Raw genomic sequence first — 16,706 nt, forward strand, 5'->3', positions numbered from 1 at the left:
GTATGGGATAAATCATTGAGAGTTTCGAAATTTTCATATATTGTATGAATTGAGTTCGAACTCAAAAATTTAAAAAGGTGGGAAAATTAGTGAATATGAAAAAATCTTTATCGGTGACAACTTTAGGGTTAGCGGTTTTAGGTTTTGGTTTTACTAATAACGCAAGTGCTTCAGAGGTCGATGCTGTAGACAAGCAGCCCGTTTTAGTTGACTTTGATACAATTCAATCAACAAAAACATCTAGTGTTCCTAGTTTGACTATTGCAGCTGCACCTAAGAATGACTCTAACATTAGCGTATATACTCCCTTTTTTGGTAACCCATATGCAGTTGCTAAATCGAAATCAACTACGACCGAAGACTATGTTTATGCAAAAGCAAGAACTTTCAATGGTGATGGCTCATTAGTAAATACGAAAAGCAATAGTGCAAAAAAATCATCCTTTGTAAGTGCTACAGCGACCAACACAAGCATTTATTATGGAGATGATTACGCTATCGGTAATCATACCTATAAATTAAGTGGTTATAATGATGTGAATCACGAAACAAAAGCTTTCTGGTAAGAAAGAGAAAAAAGATATGCATCTTGCATATCTTTTTTCTCTAATAATATATATTGAGGTGCTATTTATGAAACAAATATATATTATTAGCGGTGTTTTACTTATTTCATTACTTACAATTTATATTTTGTTCAATACTTCATTCATACAACCTCATCCACCTTCCATAGAAAATAAACGAGAGCAACAAACCAATACTATTTCTTACGGATTGAAGGATAATCAAGGCCAACATATTAACAATGGTAGTACAATTACTAGTGAGGATAATAAAATTAATGTAACATTATCATTCGTACATACTATTAATGAAAACCGAAAATATGGATTAATTGTTCTAGAAGATTACGAACAAAAACCTTTTAAAATAGAAGATACTACTAATGAAATATCACACTATTTTTTTGATATGAAACCAAACAGTTCAATTACTACGAAAATCTCTTTACACACTTCTCCTAATGCAAGTGAATTAACCTTTTTAATAATAAAAAAACCTGAATACAAATTAAAAGATAATAACTTAAATAAAGCAGCTATTTTAGAAGATATTCTAAGTATGCGATATTCAATGCATCCTCTTCAGAAAGAAAACGAAAAAATAAAACTCTCCCTTATAGATCCAGATGCTATTTTAAAAGATGGTCTTTACGAACCATTATTTGTTACGAACCGTGAAGAGAATTTACAAACTGTCTTCTTTGAAAAGGAAGGCAAGCAATTAATTCTATCAAACGGTAATGAAACAAATGATGAAATGACTTACGCAATCGTGGCTTTTAAAGATTGGAAACAAGTTGAAATATTTAACAATAGAAAAGTTGTTTATACTAAGCTTGCACCTGAAACGAGACAAATCTTTAATTTCACATTGCCTTTAGTGGATCAGGAAAGTAATTTTCAACTCGTCGCTTTTCCATTTCCTTTTAAAGTTAGCGAAGAAGATTATATCAGTCAACAAGCATTCAGTTCCTTTCGCATCGTAATTGAAAATGAAAATGAAAATAAATAAGTTATACTGTGCACATTACAACAACCTAAAAAAGGCCTACTCACACGAGTAGGCTTTTGAAACTATGAAAGTTTCGTCAATAACTGATTTAAATCTTTTTTCGTTTTCGTCGTTAATGATTTCATTTTATTAATATCGATTTTTTCTTTCTCCGCTCCTACAATTAACGGATACATACTTTGACCGATTGTTTTAGAATCCGTCGGATGTGATGCTTCTAGCTCTTTTTCAATCACATCCCACTTTTCATTAATTTGTTTGCCAAGCTTATTCACTGTTTCCAATTTTGGATTAGCAGCTAACTGCTTGTCCAAGCTATCAATTAATGCTACAACTTCTTTAACGTTCGTTTTCACAGCAACACTTTTCTTCGGATCTTTCGTTGTCTTTCCGTTATTGTTTGTGCTTGTACTTGTGCTTGGATCTGCTGTTTTCCCGCTAGTCGTTTGATCATTCGTTTTTCCTGTCGTTTCTTTTTCTTTTGTTTTTACATTTTCGTTTTGAGTTGACGTTTTGCCGTTACTTTCTGTTCCTGATGATTCTTTCGTATTTTTTGCATCCTTATCTGTTTTTTCATTTGAAGAAGTATTTGTTTCTTTTTCAGTATCTTTCGTTGTTTTTGACGCTTCATCTGCACTTGTCGTTTTTGCTTCTCCATCATTTTGCGCAGTTACTTGCTCTTTCTTTTCCGTTTCTTTATCTACTGAAGGACTACAAGCTGCCATAGTAAGCATTGTACCAATTGTAATCGATGCGATAGCGACCTTTTTCATTTTCATATAAATCCCCCTATGTTTTACATAATTTATCCTCCCCTTTACGATTCGATTCCCCCTTAAAAAATCCCTTTTCATACGAATTATCATCTTTCCGACAGTAATCTTCATAATAATACGTACAAAAACTGATAAACTCATTTTAATATTCGAGTTTCTTCTACTTCATTTTTCTGCTCGCAAGTAAAAGAAAAAGAGTATATTGTCACATTAAGAATTACTATCTTCATATGACAATATACTCTTCTATCAAATTTTTATCTTTCTTGACATTTTATTTATACAAAAAAATAAAATTTTCTTTCGTTTTTTGTTTCTCAACATTTGTTAACATAATATTTTTATGAATAACCACCATTCGAGTGAATGACTTGCCCAGTAACCCATTTCGCTTCTTCACTTACTAAAAAAGAAATTAAGCGCGCAGCATCCACCGGTTCTCCTACTTTACCTTGCGGGAATTTCCATACTAAATGATGCTTCAGCTCCTCTGTAATCCATCCTGTATTCGTCGGTCCTGGATCTACAGCATTCACTGTAATCCCCTTCTCCATTGCAACTGGTGCTACTGACTTTGTAAATGCTTCAATTGCCCCTTTCGTTGCTGCATATGCTAGTTCATCTGGCATTGGACCTACTGACTGTCCTGAAGTAAGATTAATAATACTCCCGCTCGTTTTAAGTGAATAATGTTTTATAAACAATGAACTTAATAACATAGTAGCCCGAACATTAACTGTATAATGTTTATCCAACTGCTCTACATCTAATTCCTCAATTCTCGTATGAGTAGAATACACTGCATTATTAACTAGAATAGATGGATCACCTAACCGTTCTGATACCATATAAAACAAACGATTTGGCGAATAAGATTGCGATAAATTGATTTCTGCCATTTCACATCGAACATCGTAACTTTCAATTTCCTTTTTCAGCAAGAAGGGTTCTTGATCACTCATTCCCCATGGCATCGCTTTATCATACTTTGGCCAGTACGTGAAAAAAATGTCTATCCCCTTTTGAGCAAGCACCTTGCATACAGCTGCACCAATTCCATTCAGACGAGTTGCCCCTGTTACAATTGCTATTTTCTTCACCTTTTTCTCCTCCATCTATACACAGATCCCCTGCATGAATACAGAGGATCTATCTTCTTATTGAATATTTGACAGTATACGTTCAGCACCTAATTTTAACATTTTAATAAAGATATAATTTACAATCGTAAACATTACAAATAAAACGATAAACATAACCCATAGTCCGACATGAAGGAAGAAGTATAATACACTTACTCCCCCCACAATAATTAAAGCTATTAAAATATTAGCCAAAAAATTCCACAAAGTGGTATATCGACTTTTAAATAATTTCTGCTCTGTATCCCAATGAATATCTGCAGTTTGTGCGTCCCAGCGTGTTCCGATTAAATTAATTAATAACAACCCGTTCGCACTTAGTAAAAACCACAGTATCATAAAGACTGGAGAAATCCCAGCTACAACTGCCATCGTAATACCGAATACTGCTAAAATGATCACATTAATTAACCAAGCAGTGATTGCTTTCGCAAAAAAGATATCCGAAGCCTTTACTGGTAAATAACGATTCACAAACCAAGAGCTTCCATCTCGCGAAAATGACGTTGTTGCAATGACGTTACTACCCATTAAAAATAACGATGCACAAAGGCCAACACCAATTGCAAATCCCGTTGTCTCTGGATTGTTAATATACTCTGTAATAAACTTTAAATTCCCATCTTGCACAAATAAAATAAAGAACAACATAATTGGCATAACGAAAGTTTGTACAATGCAATTTAAGAAAAATTGTGGTGTACGGAATAACGTTTTAAATTCTTTTTTCACATACGCTTTTAAATGAGAACTTTGCACTGTTGATTTCTGTAAACCTTCCGCCGAAATAACTTGTTTCTTTGCTGTACTCGTTGAAAGTCCAATAACTCCTTTTAAATATGTACGCTCTGCAATGTAATAAAACAACACAAAGAAGACAAATGAAATAACTGCAAAGATTATTACATATAAAGGACCTTTCCAATTTGCATTTTCTACTAATGCCACTGCTCCAAAATATGTAGTTGGAAAATAATTTGTCATTTGTACTAAAAGAGAAGATTGATTATTTACAAGGTATTCCGCAGCCCCGTCTCCAGAAAACGCACTTTTATTTCTCCACTGCATAAATACGTTAATTCCTACAATAAATAATATACTTACGATTCCAATAAATATATTTCCTCGATCTTTATTTTTCGCTATATTTGTATACCTCATAATAATTGTCATCAGTAACGAAGCTAATACTAACGGCACGATTGGGAAGAGTAAGTAAATAAAAATCATATATATGTAATATGTAATAAATGCGCCACTTTTTAAACCGTACGTAATGAAGATTGGTAATAAAATGAATGAACTCATTACGTATTGTGTAATTAATACCGTTAAAAATTTTGCCGAAATAATTTGCGCTGGTTTTAATGGTAACGGCAATAACATTTCAATGTCATTACTATAGTAAAATACAGTTAAAATGTTCGTGATACTCATTAAAAATACCCATATACTAGCAATCGCAAGTCCCATTGCAATAATCATTCCCGGCCCTTGCCCTAATTGTTTCAGACCTTCATACATTCCGTGCGTCATCGAACCAAATATTAAAAAGCCAACAAATAAAATAGCTGCAAATGAAAATAAATACGCCCATCGCTTCTTCTTATCTGTTATAAAATCTGCATAATTTAACTTTAATAGTACCTTCGTTAACGTCCAAATTTTACTCATTTCCCGTCATCTCCAAGAACATTTTTTCAAGTGATTCATTGGATTTAAAATGATCTCTCATTTCATCTAAATTTCCTTTAAACTGCAAATTCCCCTTATTAATAATAGCAACCCGGTCACATATTTTTTCCGCTACTTCTAATACGTGTGTAGAGAAAAATACAATCTTTCCTTTATCCGCATGCTCTCTCATCATTTCTTTTAAAATATATGCAGATTTTGGATCAAGCCCAGTTAATGGTTCATCTAAAATCCATACATCTGGCTCATGTACGAGCACACCAATAATAACGATTTTTTGTCTCATACCGTGCGAATAACTTTGAATTTGATCAGATAATGCATTATAAAGATCAAACTTCTTCGCTAAAGACTCTATTCGTTCTTGTCGTACTTCTTTCGGCACTTCATACATATCAGCCATAAAGTTTAAATATTCAATTCCTTTTAAACGTAAAAACATATCTGGACTATCTGGTACATAACCAAACGTCTTCTTCGCTTCCATCGGCTCTTCCATAATATTTTTTCCGTTAATCGTAATAGTCCCTTTGTCTACCCCGTGAATACCAGTAATCATCTTAATTGTCGTTGATTTACCCGCACCATTCGGTCCTAAAAATCCAAAGATTTCGCCGCTAGGCACAGATAAACTTAAGTCTTTTACTGCATAGGTAGACCCATTATAACTTTTTGACACATTCGTAATTTCAATCATTCCATCCAATCCTTTCCTTAATTACCAAATAACTATATTGATATTATAGCATACTTCTATTTTAAGATTTTTACATTTTTCAGTTTATTTAACCTTTAAAATAAATATACACCCCTAATCCAACAACTAAAACGACAGCTAGTATAATATAAATCATTGTTAAGCGTTTAATATTCCCCTTTGTCGCTTTGCTATAATTTGCATCACCATTCCGCCCAATTAAAACCGTCGCAATGACAGTAATCACTACAAGTAATACAACGATCATGATCCAAGTTAGCATTTCTTCCTCCCCCTCCTTACAACCATTTTACAATATTATCCTCTTTATTTCGCAGCATATTTCCTCTTTTTACTATTATTATGAAGCAAACTGGAAAACTATTATTACCATTCCTATCCAATTGTGATATATTTATAACATAACGTGACTTATTTCTAACAACACAAGGAGGACCTATCATGAAAACAACTTGGATAAAATATTTAGGATTTCTCGGTTTCTTCGGTTTCCTCGGATTTTTTTATGAAAAAGGATTGTTTACTATGTTCTGTTTCTTCTCCTTTTTCACATCGTATAGAACGGTTCAACACGATGAACTGTTTGAACAAATCGTTAATAAATCGTGCCGTAATGCTTTTATCTTTACGTTACTAACTACCGCTATCATTATGTTCATTGAAATGTTATTTCCAAACCCGGCGCTACAAGAAATTGATATCGCTCTTATTTTCGGCACACTCATTCTTACGTTCGGTTTTTCTATGTTCTTTTATGATAAACCTGTTGATGAAATGGAAGATGCACCATGGCGTTCGTAACGAGGATAAAAGAATACCGCGCCAAATTGAACATGACACAAGAAGATTTAGCAAAGAGCGTTGGTGTGCGACGTGAAACAATTAGTCATCTCGAAAAAGGTAAATACAATCCTTCCTTACAACTTGCTCACGATATAGCGAAGGCACTACATAGTAAGATTGATGAGATTTTTATTTTTGAGGATTGATTAAAGGCGTCCAGTCACAAGAATCACATAAAAAAATACCGTCATTCTTTCCAAGAAGAATGACGGTATTTCTCATTGATTATCCATATAAAATCGCATGAAATACGCCTAATAGTAAGTATTGATCCTGCATGTAATCTTCATCATATACATTCATCTCAATGTAATACATATCTTCCTCAAGACGAATATTCCAATCTGCAATTACATAGCCTTTTCGTAATAACTTTCCCATTCCAAATGAAGTTTTATGAACAACATATTCTTCTGCCCTATATGTAAAGGTAAATAAGAAATTTGCATCCAATAACTTTCCGTCACATACAAGTATTTCATGCTCTGCATCATGATTATCGATGTACGTTACTAAAATCTTTCTTTGGCGCTGTCTACTTACATCCTTTGCAATGATGCGAATATTGCCCTTACTATCCTTTATTTCATAAATAATATTACTACCAATTTTCGGAATAAAATCCAGCACTCTCATCAACATATTTTTATAATAGCCTCGTACTACGCCTACTTGCTCACTTCCATTATAAACCTCTATCGGCGTCGTATCTGCTTTGCTATCACACGGTCGTTTGTAAGAGAGCTGCATCATTCGCTCTCTTCTTAAGTACTGATCAAACGTCACAGGATATTCTATCATGCGCAGTTCTTTATTTAGCTCATACAAATAGCTTTGAACACTCTCTATTAATGTTGTAGTAGCTATACGCTCTTGAATTTCAAATTCTTGCCAACTGGAAGAAACATTCCATTGATTATGATCCTCTTCATAGAAGAAACCAAGAATTACCTCTTCACGGTCAGCCGTTTCATATTTCATAGGCACGTTCTGCCCATGTTGAACTTGTTCCATCCACTGACCTAAATAAATACCCAGCTCTGCAACCTTCATACATGATTTTTGAAAAAATACGCTGTCACTCGCGCAAATCGTTACATCTCCTTCGATAAAACCCTTTGAATAAGCATCATACCGTGGCTCATCCTTCTGCGGGATACTCTTATCTAACTCAAATAAAAACGTTAACATCCTTTATTCACCTCTAGTTGTTACACTAATCATACATGACATCGCATCACTCTGAGAAACTATTTATATACGCATATTTAATTCACGCATTATAACACGTGAATGATCTTGTATAGTAGCGCTATTTTTTGTTCTATATCTTAGTATACGAATTTACATGAGCGATTTTTCAACTATATCTATCGCAACTTACAATATATCAACGATTTTTTCAATATATCGATTTTTCGACAAATATCAGCACAATTAAAATGAAGCTACCTTTTCTTCCGCCACTTCTACAATTTCTAAAATTTGTAGAATACTCTCCACTTCATAAGTCGGGTTAACATCTGTCCCGTTTTCTTTCAAACTCGGATTATACCAACACGTATCAATGCCGTAATCTTCTCCGCCTTTCATATCAGAAGTTAACGAATCTCCAACCATTAGTACACTTGATTTATCAGTAATCCCAAACTTTTCAAACGCATAATCAAAAATCTCACGCGCTGGTTTTTGATGACCAACTTCTTCAGAAATAATAATGTGATCAAAGAAATTACATAAAGGCGAATTTCCGATTCTTGATTGTTGCACCTTCGTATATCCATTCGTAATAATACCTAACTTGCAATCTTGAAGATTTTCACATAATTGTACTGCGCCTTCTATAAGATGTACTTCCTTCCCTAAATTTTCAAGGTATACATCACTAAATTGCTGCGCATCTACGGCTATATTATGAAGTGCAAATAATTGTCTAAATCGCTCTACTGCTAATTCACTTAGCGTAATCATTTTATTTTCTAAATCTCTCCATAATCCATTACTAATCTCTTTATAACTTGCAAGATGATCATTATACCCTGTAGGCATGCCAAACTGTACAAACGCATTATGTAATGCGTGTCTTTCCGTTTCAGGGAAATCTAATAATGTATCGTCTACGTCGAATAATATAAATTTGTATTTCATGATGTTCTCCTCAATTCCTATTTTAAAAGCTTCGTTCTCATTGCTTATAAGTTTATATATATGTCGCGATGAAGCGCTTTAACCCGCTCTTTATAGAATACACCTTTATCTTTTATTTTCAAATGTGCTATAAATAAATTTGCTAGCATGACTGCTGTATCTAGTCTATAAAATAAACTAACAATATGAGGAGTAACATTAAAGATACTATCATTCTTATATCCATCTTTAAATTCATCCCAACTAACCTCATTTGTTTCAGCTATTCTCATAAGCTCCAGCAATGGATGACCAATTAAAGCATTATCCCAATCAACTATTGCTTTAACTTCTCCATTATACCCGATTAAATTGGCTGGTCGAATGTCCATATGTAATAAACATTTTACATGATCTGCTGTACTAAGAATATATTCAATTGTTTTTGTATCCGGAAGATTAATTTTGCAGTTCGTGATTGTATTAAACCCTTCTATCCGTTTCACAATTCGTTCTGCTATATACTTACTAATGGGCTCTCTAATATTTTGTTTGTAATACAAACCATCAATTGGCATACTATGAAGATTGCTCACTAACTCCCCTATTTTGCATGCGGAAATTGGCATATGATCAGCATACACACAATCCGAAATTAAAAAATCAAGTTCGGTTGAAAGATGCAATCCGTGTATCCTTGGTACTGGAATACCTTTTGAATGACAATACTTAGACAGCTCCGCTTCCTTTTGCAACGAAATCCGACTGTTAAATAAGTCTTCATTTATATTTTCCACTTCTCTTTCCCACGGTACTCGAAATGCCAAAGACCCCTTTTCTGAATCTCCTTGAAAAACAATATTTTGCACTCCCGTTCCAATCACCTTTAAATCTTGAATAGCTAGTTCCTTATACTCTTGACTTAGTATTGTTGCCAGCTTCTCTCTTAACCCCTCTGCTTTTACACGTGTATGAATCATTTTATCCCCCGATTCTTAAGTTCTTTTCATCCATTTTCTCCTCTGTGCACAACATCCTCATTAACAAAATTATAGCAACAATAGTAAAAGGAGGCTAATCCGCTCAGCCTCCTTCTCATTATTAATCTTCTAGCAATAACTCTTTCATTTCCTCTAACGACTCTTTCGTAAAGCCAAGAGCTTTTTCAGCGTATGCTTCAACTGATCCGTATTGCTTTTGAATTTCACCAATCGCAGCTTGCAAGTATTCAGCACGTGCTTCAAACATTGCACCTAATATCGCTCTGCTCTCATCGTTTTGTAATTTCGCACCTAAAAAGGCCATCATTTTTTCATTTAGCTTTTCACGGAATCCGTTACTTAGTAAGTAGTCTTCCATTACTGTTTTTTCTGGTACACCTAGTAAAAGTAGTAATAATGCTGAACCAAATCCAGTACGATCTTTTCCAGCTGTACAGTGGTTTACTAACGGTAAGTTTTCCGGGTTTTGCGCTAAGTTTAAGAAGCTCACGAATGCCTCGTTACCACTTACGAAATCTTGATTCATTTTCACAAGATACTCACCTGGTTTTCCTAACATAGAAAGGTCACCAACTTGGAAAAACTCATTTATATTTAAGTCTTTCGCTAAGTCTTGCATAACTGGTAAGCACACTTGACGAGCACCCGTAATTTCTGGATTCGGCTTATGCTTCACTTCAAAGTCTGTACGGTAATCGCAAATTAACTTTAAACCAGACTTTTGTAAATAGGCAATATCCCATTCAGTTAGCCCTGCTAATTCTTCAGAGCGGTATAATTTGCCCCATTTTACTTTACGACCTTCAGTCGTTTCATATCCTCCCATATCACGGAAGTTAAACGCACCTTGTAATGGCAATCTACGCTCGGCTACTGTTACTGCTTGTCCATTACTTCCTACTAATCTAAAATATGGACGTTCATTTTCACTCGGTTTTTCAATTGTATATGATAATTCTCCATTTACCGTTGCAAGTAATTCTCCATTTTCTTCAATATGATCTGGTGAAGTACTCCAATAAATACGAACTTCTTCTATATTATTTTCCCACTTTATTTGTAACGTATTATCTTTATTTCTTTCTACAGTTGCTTGTAACCAATTTCTTTGCTGCCCCATTCTTTCACCAACGCTTTCTCATATAATCGAATCTTTCTTTATTGTATTATAGAAATATCTATTTTGTCGTTCTCATTTTTCTTTTTATCTTACAAATAGGCAAAAAGTTCTTTTACTTGTTCAAAATTTGTACACGGTTTCCCTCGAAATACGTATGTAATTTGTTCATCACCTAAATCTTCATATACAACTGTCCCGCGATCAGGGTGCGAATAAAACTCTAATCCATTTATAATTTGTTTTGGGCCATAATTCATTGTCCAAGAAGAAACAGGATAGTAAGCTTTGTTTTTATGCCGACAAACCCAAAGTGCATATAGTTTACTATCTTCATCCCAGTATACATACTGTATTTCATCATTTCCGAAACCAACTGATTCAAGTTTCCAACTTAACTTTTCATGAATTGATAATTTAACATAGGATACGTCTTCGGGAGCATTCCACTCACGACATCTTCCTATCTCACCCATTTCACCTCTCTTCGCTTGAAAGCTTAATAAGTGAAATGGTGTATGTAATATCGTTTTCGCAAGCTCCATATTTACCGGTTGTAATTCAAATAGAAATCTTTCCATTTCATCTTGGTTTATATATCCGCGATCAACAGAAACTTCAATTTGTGTTTTCCATCTAGATGTAACGTAACTTTCTTTTCCTTTATAATTTAGACCTTTCCAATACACAAGCCATTTATATTGAAAACAATCTCCTTTTGCTTGAGAAATACAACTATCTGGAAATACTGGCTCCATTATATCTAGAAAAAACTCTTTTACCCGAAACATTCCAGTTGGAGTAACAACCTGAAACCAAAGAGTTTCCCACTTTTCACCTTCATAACGTTCTGAAACCTTTTCAACTTTCCAATTTTCTAACAGTACATTTGGATACAGTAAAACGAATGAATGCATGGATTGTTTTAACATATATATCCCTCCCGCTAAATGAGTTCGAGAGAGTACATCATTCATCCTCCTAAAACTTCCTCACATATCGCTCAGTACAACTCAGCAACTGACATCCATTCTTTTCAAAAACATCCTTCATCCATTCATTTTGTATATTTGTCTCACCAATATAATAAGATGCACCTATTTCCTTTAAGACAAACATCGCACCTGCAAATAATGCAGCTTCATATCCCTTATTACGCATATTTGGAGTAACTGCGAAGTACATAAGTTTCCCTTCTTCTAACGTACCTCTTTCAATATGCGGAATTACAATCCCTATCGGCTCTTCACCTACACTCGCTGTTAAACAATGTTCTTTCCATTGCTCACCAATTTCTTGTAGCATCATATGCACAAATTGATCATGAACGACTGTTTCTCCCGTCGCTTCATTCCACAGTGAATAAAAAGCCTCTTCTCCAACTTCTTCAATAAGCTTAAAATCAATTTCACTTTCTACATCTTCTACTTCATATATATCTTTAAATACAATCATTTTTTCCGTAACATATTCAAATGAATACGTTTCAAAACATTTTTTATACACATCATAATTTGGACTTTTTGAAGAGATTTCAAAATGTAGTTTTTCTAATCCATCTTTTTTAGCTTCAGCAACGCAATATTGCATCATTTCCTCTAATTGCTCTTCTGTAAAAATCTCTGCATTATTTTCTTTTATCATAATAGAAGAAGCATTTCTTCTTATTTTAAAATATTTTTCTAACTGTTCTATCGTCGTCATATTCTTCCCTCATCTATATCATACTCGAATTTCTAATCGTTCTCCTTGCATGAGCAGGATTGTCCTTGAATATATAGAATACTAGAAAAGATCGCATCTTTAAAGTGCGGAGGAGGTTCTCCAGTGGATATTACAGCATTGCAACAACAGTTAGAGCTTATACAACAAAATGACTATACGCAACTACAGCATATAGACGTAAATGAGTTAACTTTGAACATGCTCCAGTATATCGGAACGACTGATAGCTACGTTCGTTACCAACTTATATATAAATGTTTTGCGCATTTCATTCATCATGAATTCCTTATGGACGATCAGCTGAAATTACTTCTGCAAACTTGTTTAAGTGATGAGTATTTATATTGTGACATTTACTCCCCACATACAGATGGGGTTTTCACACGTTCTTACACTGTTTCGTTAATTGCGTTAATACTCCAATTCGCTAATTCGCACTACTTTTGTACAGAGGAAGATATCGAAGAAATAAAAAATAAACTCATTACATACACAAACTTAGAAACGGATTTTCGGGGCTATATCGAAAATAAAGGATGGGCTCATTGTCTTGCTCACGTATCTGATGCCTTTACTGAAATTGTTCATAATACGTATACAACTTTTGAATGGTACGAAGAATTAATTCATTGTTTATTAAATAAAATCTTTATTCCATCTGACCTTTTTCATAATAACGAAGATGAGCGCATTGTTACGCCATTACTAGCAATGCTGTATCATGATTTTCCTCAAAACGAGTTAATTTCTATTATTCATAAAAAAATAAAAAGGCTTCCTCAAATAAGAAAACGCCTTTCGCTTAATGAGTATTGTATTTTATGTGCCAACATTAAAACCTTTTTACGCACATTATTTTTCAGAACGAAAGACGACCATAACTTAGCCTTTACAGCACGTAAAACAGAAAGAATGTTAAAAGAAATTCCTAACTATTATTAAATACAAGGAGCAATGACATGGGTTATATTGAAGATATGAGAAATCTAGTAGGAAATCATCCACTTATTCTAATAGGATCACACGCCATTATATTAAATGAAAAAGATGAAGTATTGCTGCAGCTCCGTACAGATTTTAACCGCTGGGGCATTATTGGTGGTGCCCTAGAATATAACGAAACGTTAGAAGATGCTTTAAAACGAGAAGTGTTTGAAGAAACTGGACTTATTATTAAAAATCCAGAACTATTCCGTACATACTCAGGGCCAGACTTCTTTCAAATCTATCCAAACGGCGATCAAGTACACGGTGTACTCGTTGTTTATATTTGCCGAGAATTTCATGGTGAACTTGTATGCGATCAAAGTGAATCGAAAGAATTACGCTTCTTTCCGCTTGATGAGTTACCTAGTAATCTCCCTTCTGTTATTGAGAGGATTATTACAGATTATCTAAAAAAATAAGGGAACGCTTAACGTTCCCTCTCAAATCCAATCCGTTTTTTAATTTCTGCTAAATTTATCTTCGCAATAGCGCGTGCCTTCTCAGCACCGTTTTCCAACGCTTCATATAATAAATTCGTTTCATTCATATACATAGTGTATTTCTCACGAGGTCCAGCTAACTCACGATCTACAACGCGAAACAACTCTTTTTTCACATCGCCCCATCCGATTCCAGTCTCATATTTTTCACGTAATGACTGTACTTCGTCTTCTGTCGCAAATTCTTTATAAATTGTAAATAAGGTTTCTAGTTCTTTCGGTTCATTTGGAAGTGAAGAATCTGTTTTGATTTTAAATATTAATTTTCGTAGTTTTTCTTGCTTTGCAAATAATGGGATCACATTTCCGTAACTTTTACTCATCTTCCTTCCGTCAAGACCAGGTAAAATAGCTCCTTCTTCTTGAATGACATACTCTGGAAGTGTAAATGTCGTGCCAAATGTATGATTAAAATAAGTCGCAATATCACGCGCAATTTCAATATGCTGAATTTGGTCTTTTCCAACTGGTACATGAGTAGCTTGAAATAATAATATGTCAGCTGCCATTAAAATCGGGTACGTGTATAACCCCATATTCACTCCCGCATCGACCTCTAACCCTGCTTCTTTATTTTGCTCCACCTTCGCTTTATACGCATGAGCACGGTTCATAAGACCTTTCGGAGTTAGGCAAGCTAAAATCCAAGCTAATTCTAGAATCTCTGGCACTTCTGTTTGTCGATAAAAAATAACATCTTCTCCAAGTCCAAGTGATAACCAAGTAGCTGCTACCTCTTTCGTATAACTGCTGAACTTTTCTGAATCATGCACAGCATTTAATGCATGATAATCAGCTATAAAGTACAATGCTTTTCCTTCATTATTCTTTGACATTTGTAATGCAGGTTTAATCGCACCAATATAATTTCCTAAATGCGGATAACCTGTCGGCTTAATTCCTGTTAACATTATTTTTTCACTCACACTAACTCCTCCTTTCTCAAAATAAAAAGAGCCCCTCATCCTAAAAAAAGGACGAGAGACTCCCGCGGTACCACCTTAATTAGCTATCATTAGCTCACTTCATACTTCAATAACGTGAAGTAACCGTCTTTACCTACTCATTTCAGTTAGAAGCTCTAGAGCCCATTCCATATTCATCCCTTACTGATTCTCACCACATATCAGCTCTCTGAAAAGTTTCGAATATGTACTCTTCTCTTTCATTGCTTTTTCGTTATTTTTTACAGTTTATCACATTTCGCTTCCAAACAAACCCGATTTTTCTATTTTATATAGCAGGAATTTCCACTTCTATTGTCTAATGTTATATAGGTTTGCAGAAATATTCGAAACAACTTTGGAGGTTTTTTCATGGTAAAATATATATCCATTTTAGGTTCCACAGGATCTATCGGCACATCTGCATTAGATGTCGTTTCAGCTCATCCTGAACATTTTAAAATTGTCGGTTTAACCGCAAATTATAATATCGATCTTCTTGAGCAACAAATCAAAACATTTCAACCTCGCATTGTAAGCGTTGCGACAAAAGACTTAGCAGACACGCTTCGTACGCGTATTTCAGCGAATACAAAAATCACATACGAAACTGATGGCTTAATTGCGGTAGCTACTCACCCTGATTCAAATCTTGTATTAAGTTCTGTTGTCGGAGTTTCCGGACTACTTCCAACGATTGAAGCATTAAAGGTGAAGAAAGATATTGCCATCGCTAATAAAGAAACGTTAGTTGCAGCTGGACATATCGTAACTGAACTAGCGCAACAAAACGGATGTCGCTTAATTCCAGTAGATAGCGAACATTCAGCTATTTTCCAATGTTTAAACGGAGAAAATAATAAAGAAATTGACAAATTAATTGTTACAGCTTCTGGCGGTGCATTCCGTGATAAAACACGTGAAGAAATGAAAACTTTACAAGCAAAAGATGCTTTAAAGCACCCAAACTGGTTAATGGGCGCAAAACTAACGATTGATTCTGCCACATTAATGAATAAAGGGTTCGAAGTAATGGAAGCGAGATGGCTATTTGATATTCCATATGAAAAAATTGATGTAATGATTCATAAAGAAAGTATCATTCATTCTTTAGTAGAATTTATTGATGGATCAGTTATGGCACAGCTCGGTGCTCCTGATATGAGAATGCCGATTCAATATGCGTTTCACTATCCTACTCGGCTACCTTCTTCCTATGAAAAATTAAATTTATTAGAAATCGGTAGTTTACATTTTGAAAAACCCGATTTAGAGAAGTTCCCTTGTCTACAATACGCATATGAATGTGGCAAAATCGGTGGTACTACTCCCGCTGTATTAAATGCAGCAAACGAAATTGCGAATGCACTATTCTTAAAAAATGAAATTGTCTTTTTCGATATTGAAAAAACAATTTACAAAACAGTTGAAGCTCATCATAACGTAAAAGATCCTTCACTAGATGCTATATTAGAAGCGGATCAATGGGCGCGCCAATATGCAAATGAATTGTTAATAAAAAAGCGCTAAAACAGTTCCCACTGTTTTAGCGC

General features: G+C 34.4%; 19 protein-coding genes and 1 other annotated feature. Of the genes, 7 read left to right on the forward strand and 12 right to left on the reverse strand.

Annotation, left to right across the window (positions count from 1 at the left end; genetic code table 11):
• Nucleotides 1-89 precede the first annotated feature (89 nt).
• Both EBQ15_RS11500 and EBQ15_RS11505 read left to right on the forward strand, forming a co-directional pair.
• On the forward strand, nucleotides 90-566 hold the full coding sequence (locus EBQ15_RS11500) for a hypothetical protein (protein WP_001056348.1): 477 nt from the start codon (nucleotides 90-92) through the stop codon (nucleotides 564-566).
• 67 nt (nucleotides 567-633) lie between these two features.
• Nucleotides 634-1,578 carry a hypothetical protein gene (locus EBQ15_RS11505; RefSeq protein WP_002000293.1) on the forward strand — a complete coding sequence of 315 codons (945 nt, stop codon included), beginning with the start codon at nucleotides 634-636 and terminating at the stop codon, nucleotides 1,576-1,578.
• Between the two features lie 62 nt (nucleotides 1,579-1,640).
• On the opposite strand, the gene EBQ15_RS11510 is transcribed toward EBQ15_RS11505, so the two are convergent.
• The 5 genes from EBQ15_RS11510 to EBQ15_RS11530 form a co-directional block, all read right to left on the reverse strand.
• Nucleotides 1,641-2,357 carry a hypothetical protein gene (locus EBQ15_RS11510; protein ID WP_000782565.1) on the reverse strand — a complete coding sequence of 239 codons (717 nt, stop codon included), beginning with the start codon at nucleotides 2,355-2,357 and terminating at the stop codon, nucleotides 1,641-1,643.
• A 338-nt stretch (nucleotides 2,358-2,695) separates the two neighbouring features.
• Nucleotides 2,696-3,454: an SDR family oxidoreductase gene (locus tag EBQ15_RS11515; protein WP_033683918.1), complete on the reverse strand. Its 759-nt coding sequence runs from the start codon at nucleotides 3,452-3,454 to the stop codon at nucleotides 2,696-2,698.
• A gap of 57 nt (nucleotides 3,455-3,511) precedes the next feature.
• On the reverse strand, nucleotides 3,512-5,170 hold the full coding sequence (locus tag EBQ15_RS11520; RefSeq protein ID WP_000036856.1) for a putative ABC transporter permease subunit: 1,659 nt from the start codon (nucleotides 5,168-5,170) through the stop codon (nucleotides 3,512-3,514).
• Nucleotides 5,163-5,888 carry an ABC transporter ATP-binding protein gene (locus EBQ15_RS11525; protein WP_000570204.1) on the reverse strand — a complete coding sequence of 242 codons (726 nt, stop codon included), beginning with the start codon at nucleotides 5,886-5,888 and terminating at the stop codon, nucleotides 5,163-5,165. Before EBQ15_RS11525 ends, EBQ15_RS11520 begins: the two co-directional genes overlap by 8 nt.
• Nucleotides 5,889-5,976: 88 nt before the next feature.
• Complete coding sequence (locus EBQ15_RS11530) at nucleotides 5,977-6,171, reverse strand: hypothetical protein (protein WP_000958863.1); 195 nt, start codon at nucleotides 6,169-6,171, stop codon at nucleotides 5,977-5,979.
• A 179-nt stretch (nucleotides 6,172-6,350) separates the two neighbouring features.
• Between EBQ15_RS11530 and EBQ15_RS11535 the strand changes: the two genes are divergently transcribed.
• Complete coding sequence (locus EBQ15_RS11535; RefSeq protein WP_000859205.1) at nucleotides 6,351-6,710, forward strand: DUF3796 domain-containing protein; 360 nt, start codon at nucleotides 6,351-6,353, stop codon at nucleotides 6,708-6,710.
• Nucleotides 6,698-6,898, forward strand: a complete 201-nt coding sequence (locus tag EBQ15_RS11540) for a helix-turn-helix transcriptional regulator (protein ID WP_000896322.1) — start codon at nucleotides 6,698-6,700, stop codon at nucleotides 6,896-6,898. Before EBQ15_RS11535 ends, EBQ15_RS11540 begins: the two co-directional genes overlap by 13 nt.
• A gap of 79 nt (nucleotides 6,899-6,977) precedes the next feature.
• Here the strand turns inward: EBQ15_RS11540 and EBQ15_RS11545 are convergent, their stop codons facing one another.
• The 6 genes from EBQ15_RS11545 to EBQ15_RS11570 all read right to left on the reverse strand — a co-directional run bounded on the left by EBQ15_RS11545 (nucleotide 6,978) and on the right by EBQ15_RS11570 (nucleotide 12,701).
• Nucleotides 6,978-7,943, reverse strand: a complete 966-nt coding sequence (locus tag EBQ15_RS11545) for a tubby C-terminal domain-like protein (protein ID WP_000955121.1) — start codon at nucleotides 7,941-7,943, stop codon at nucleotides 6,978-6,980.
• A 246-nt stretch (nucleotides 7,944-8,189) separates the two neighbouring features.
• Entirely contained in the window at nucleotides 8,190-8,900 is a 711-nt protein-coding gene (locus EBQ15_RS11550) for a YjjG family noncanonical pyrimidine nucleotidase (RefSeq protein WP_000875415.1), read from the reverse strand.
• A gap of 44 nt (nucleotides 8,901-8,944) precedes the next feature.
• Nucleotides 8,945-9,859 (reverse strand): phosphotransferase family protein, encoded by a 915-nt coding sequence (locus EBQ15_RS11555; RefSeq protein ID WP_000582027.1) that lies wholly within the window; start codon nucleotides 9,857-9,859, stop codon nucleotides 8,945-8,947.
• Nucleotides 9,860-9,980: 121 nt separating this feature from the next.
• The gene (locus tag EBQ15_RS11560; protein ID WP_000531493.1) at nucleotides 9,981-11,000 is read right to left on the reverse strand and encodes a tyrosine-protein phosphatase; all 1,020 of its coding nucleotides are present in this window, start codon (nucleotides 10,998-11,000) and stop codon (nucleotides 9,981-9,983) included.
• Between the two features lie 89 nt (nucleotides 11,001-11,089).
• Nucleotides 11,090-11,929 carry a hypothetical protein gene (locus tag EBQ15_RS11565; RefSeq protein ID WP_000917830.1) on the reverse strand — a complete coding sequence of 280 codons (840 nt, stop codon included), beginning with the start codon at nucleotides 11,927-11,929 and terminating at the stop codon, nucleotides 11,090-11,092.
• Nucleotides 11,930-11,978: 49 nt separating this feature from the next.
• Nucleotides 11,979-12,701 carry a GNAT family N-acetyltransferase gene (locus EBQ15_RS11570; protein WP_000207424.1) on the reverse strand — a complete coding sequence of 241 codons (723 nt, stop codon included), beginning with the start codon at nucleotides 12,699-12,701 and terminating at the stop codon, nucleotides 11,979-11,981.
• A gap of 123 nt (nucleotides 12,702-12,824) precedes the next feature.
• On the opposite strand from EBQ15_RS11570, the gene EBQ15_RS11575 reads away from it, so the two are divergent.
• Nucleotides 12,825-13,664, forward strand: coding sequence for a DUF2785 domain-containing protein (locus EBQ15_RS11575; protein ID WP_000355452.1), 840 nt, complete (start codon nucleotides 12,825-12,827; stop codon nucleotides 13,662-13,664).
• 17 nt (nucleotides 13,665-13,681) lie between these two features.
• Nucleotides 13,682-14,128 (forward strand): NUDIX hydrolase, encoded by a 447-nt coding sequence (locus tag EBQ15_RS11580; protein WP_000540458.1) that lies wholly within the window; start codon nucleotides 13,682-13,684, stop codon nucleotides 14,126-14,128.
• An 8-nt stretch (nucleotides 14,129-14,136) separates the two neighbouring features.
• Here EBQ15_RS11580 and EBQ15_RS11585 read toward each other — a convergent pair whose 3' ends face one another.
• Entirely contained in the window at nucleotides 14,137-15,135 is a 999-nt protein-coding gene (locus tag EBQ15_RS11585; RefSeq protein WP_001290890.1) for a tryptophan--tRNA ligase, read from the reverse strand.
• Between the two features lie 44 nt (nucleotides 15,136-15,179).
• Nucleotides 15,180-15,387 (reverse strand) — a binding site (T-box leader).
• Between the two features lie 138 nt (nucleotides 15,388-15,525).
• On the opposite strand from EBQ15_RS11585, the gene EBQ15_RS11590 reads away from it, so the two are divergent.
• Nucleotides 15,526-16,683: a 1-deoxy-D-xylulose-5-phosphate reductoisomerase gene (locus tag EBQ15_RS11590; protein ID WP_000241793.1), complete on the forward strand. Its 1,158-nt coding sequence runs from the start codon at nucleotides 15,526-15,528 to the stop codon at nucleotides 16,681-16,683.
• Nucleotides 16,684-16,706 lie beyond the last annotated feature (23 nt).

Origin of the sequence: Bacillus sp. 2D03 (assembly GCF_003946765.1) — a bacterium.
Classification (GTDB): Bacteria; Bacillota; Bacilli; order Bacillales; family Bacillaceae_G; genus Bacillus_A; species Bacillus_A cereus.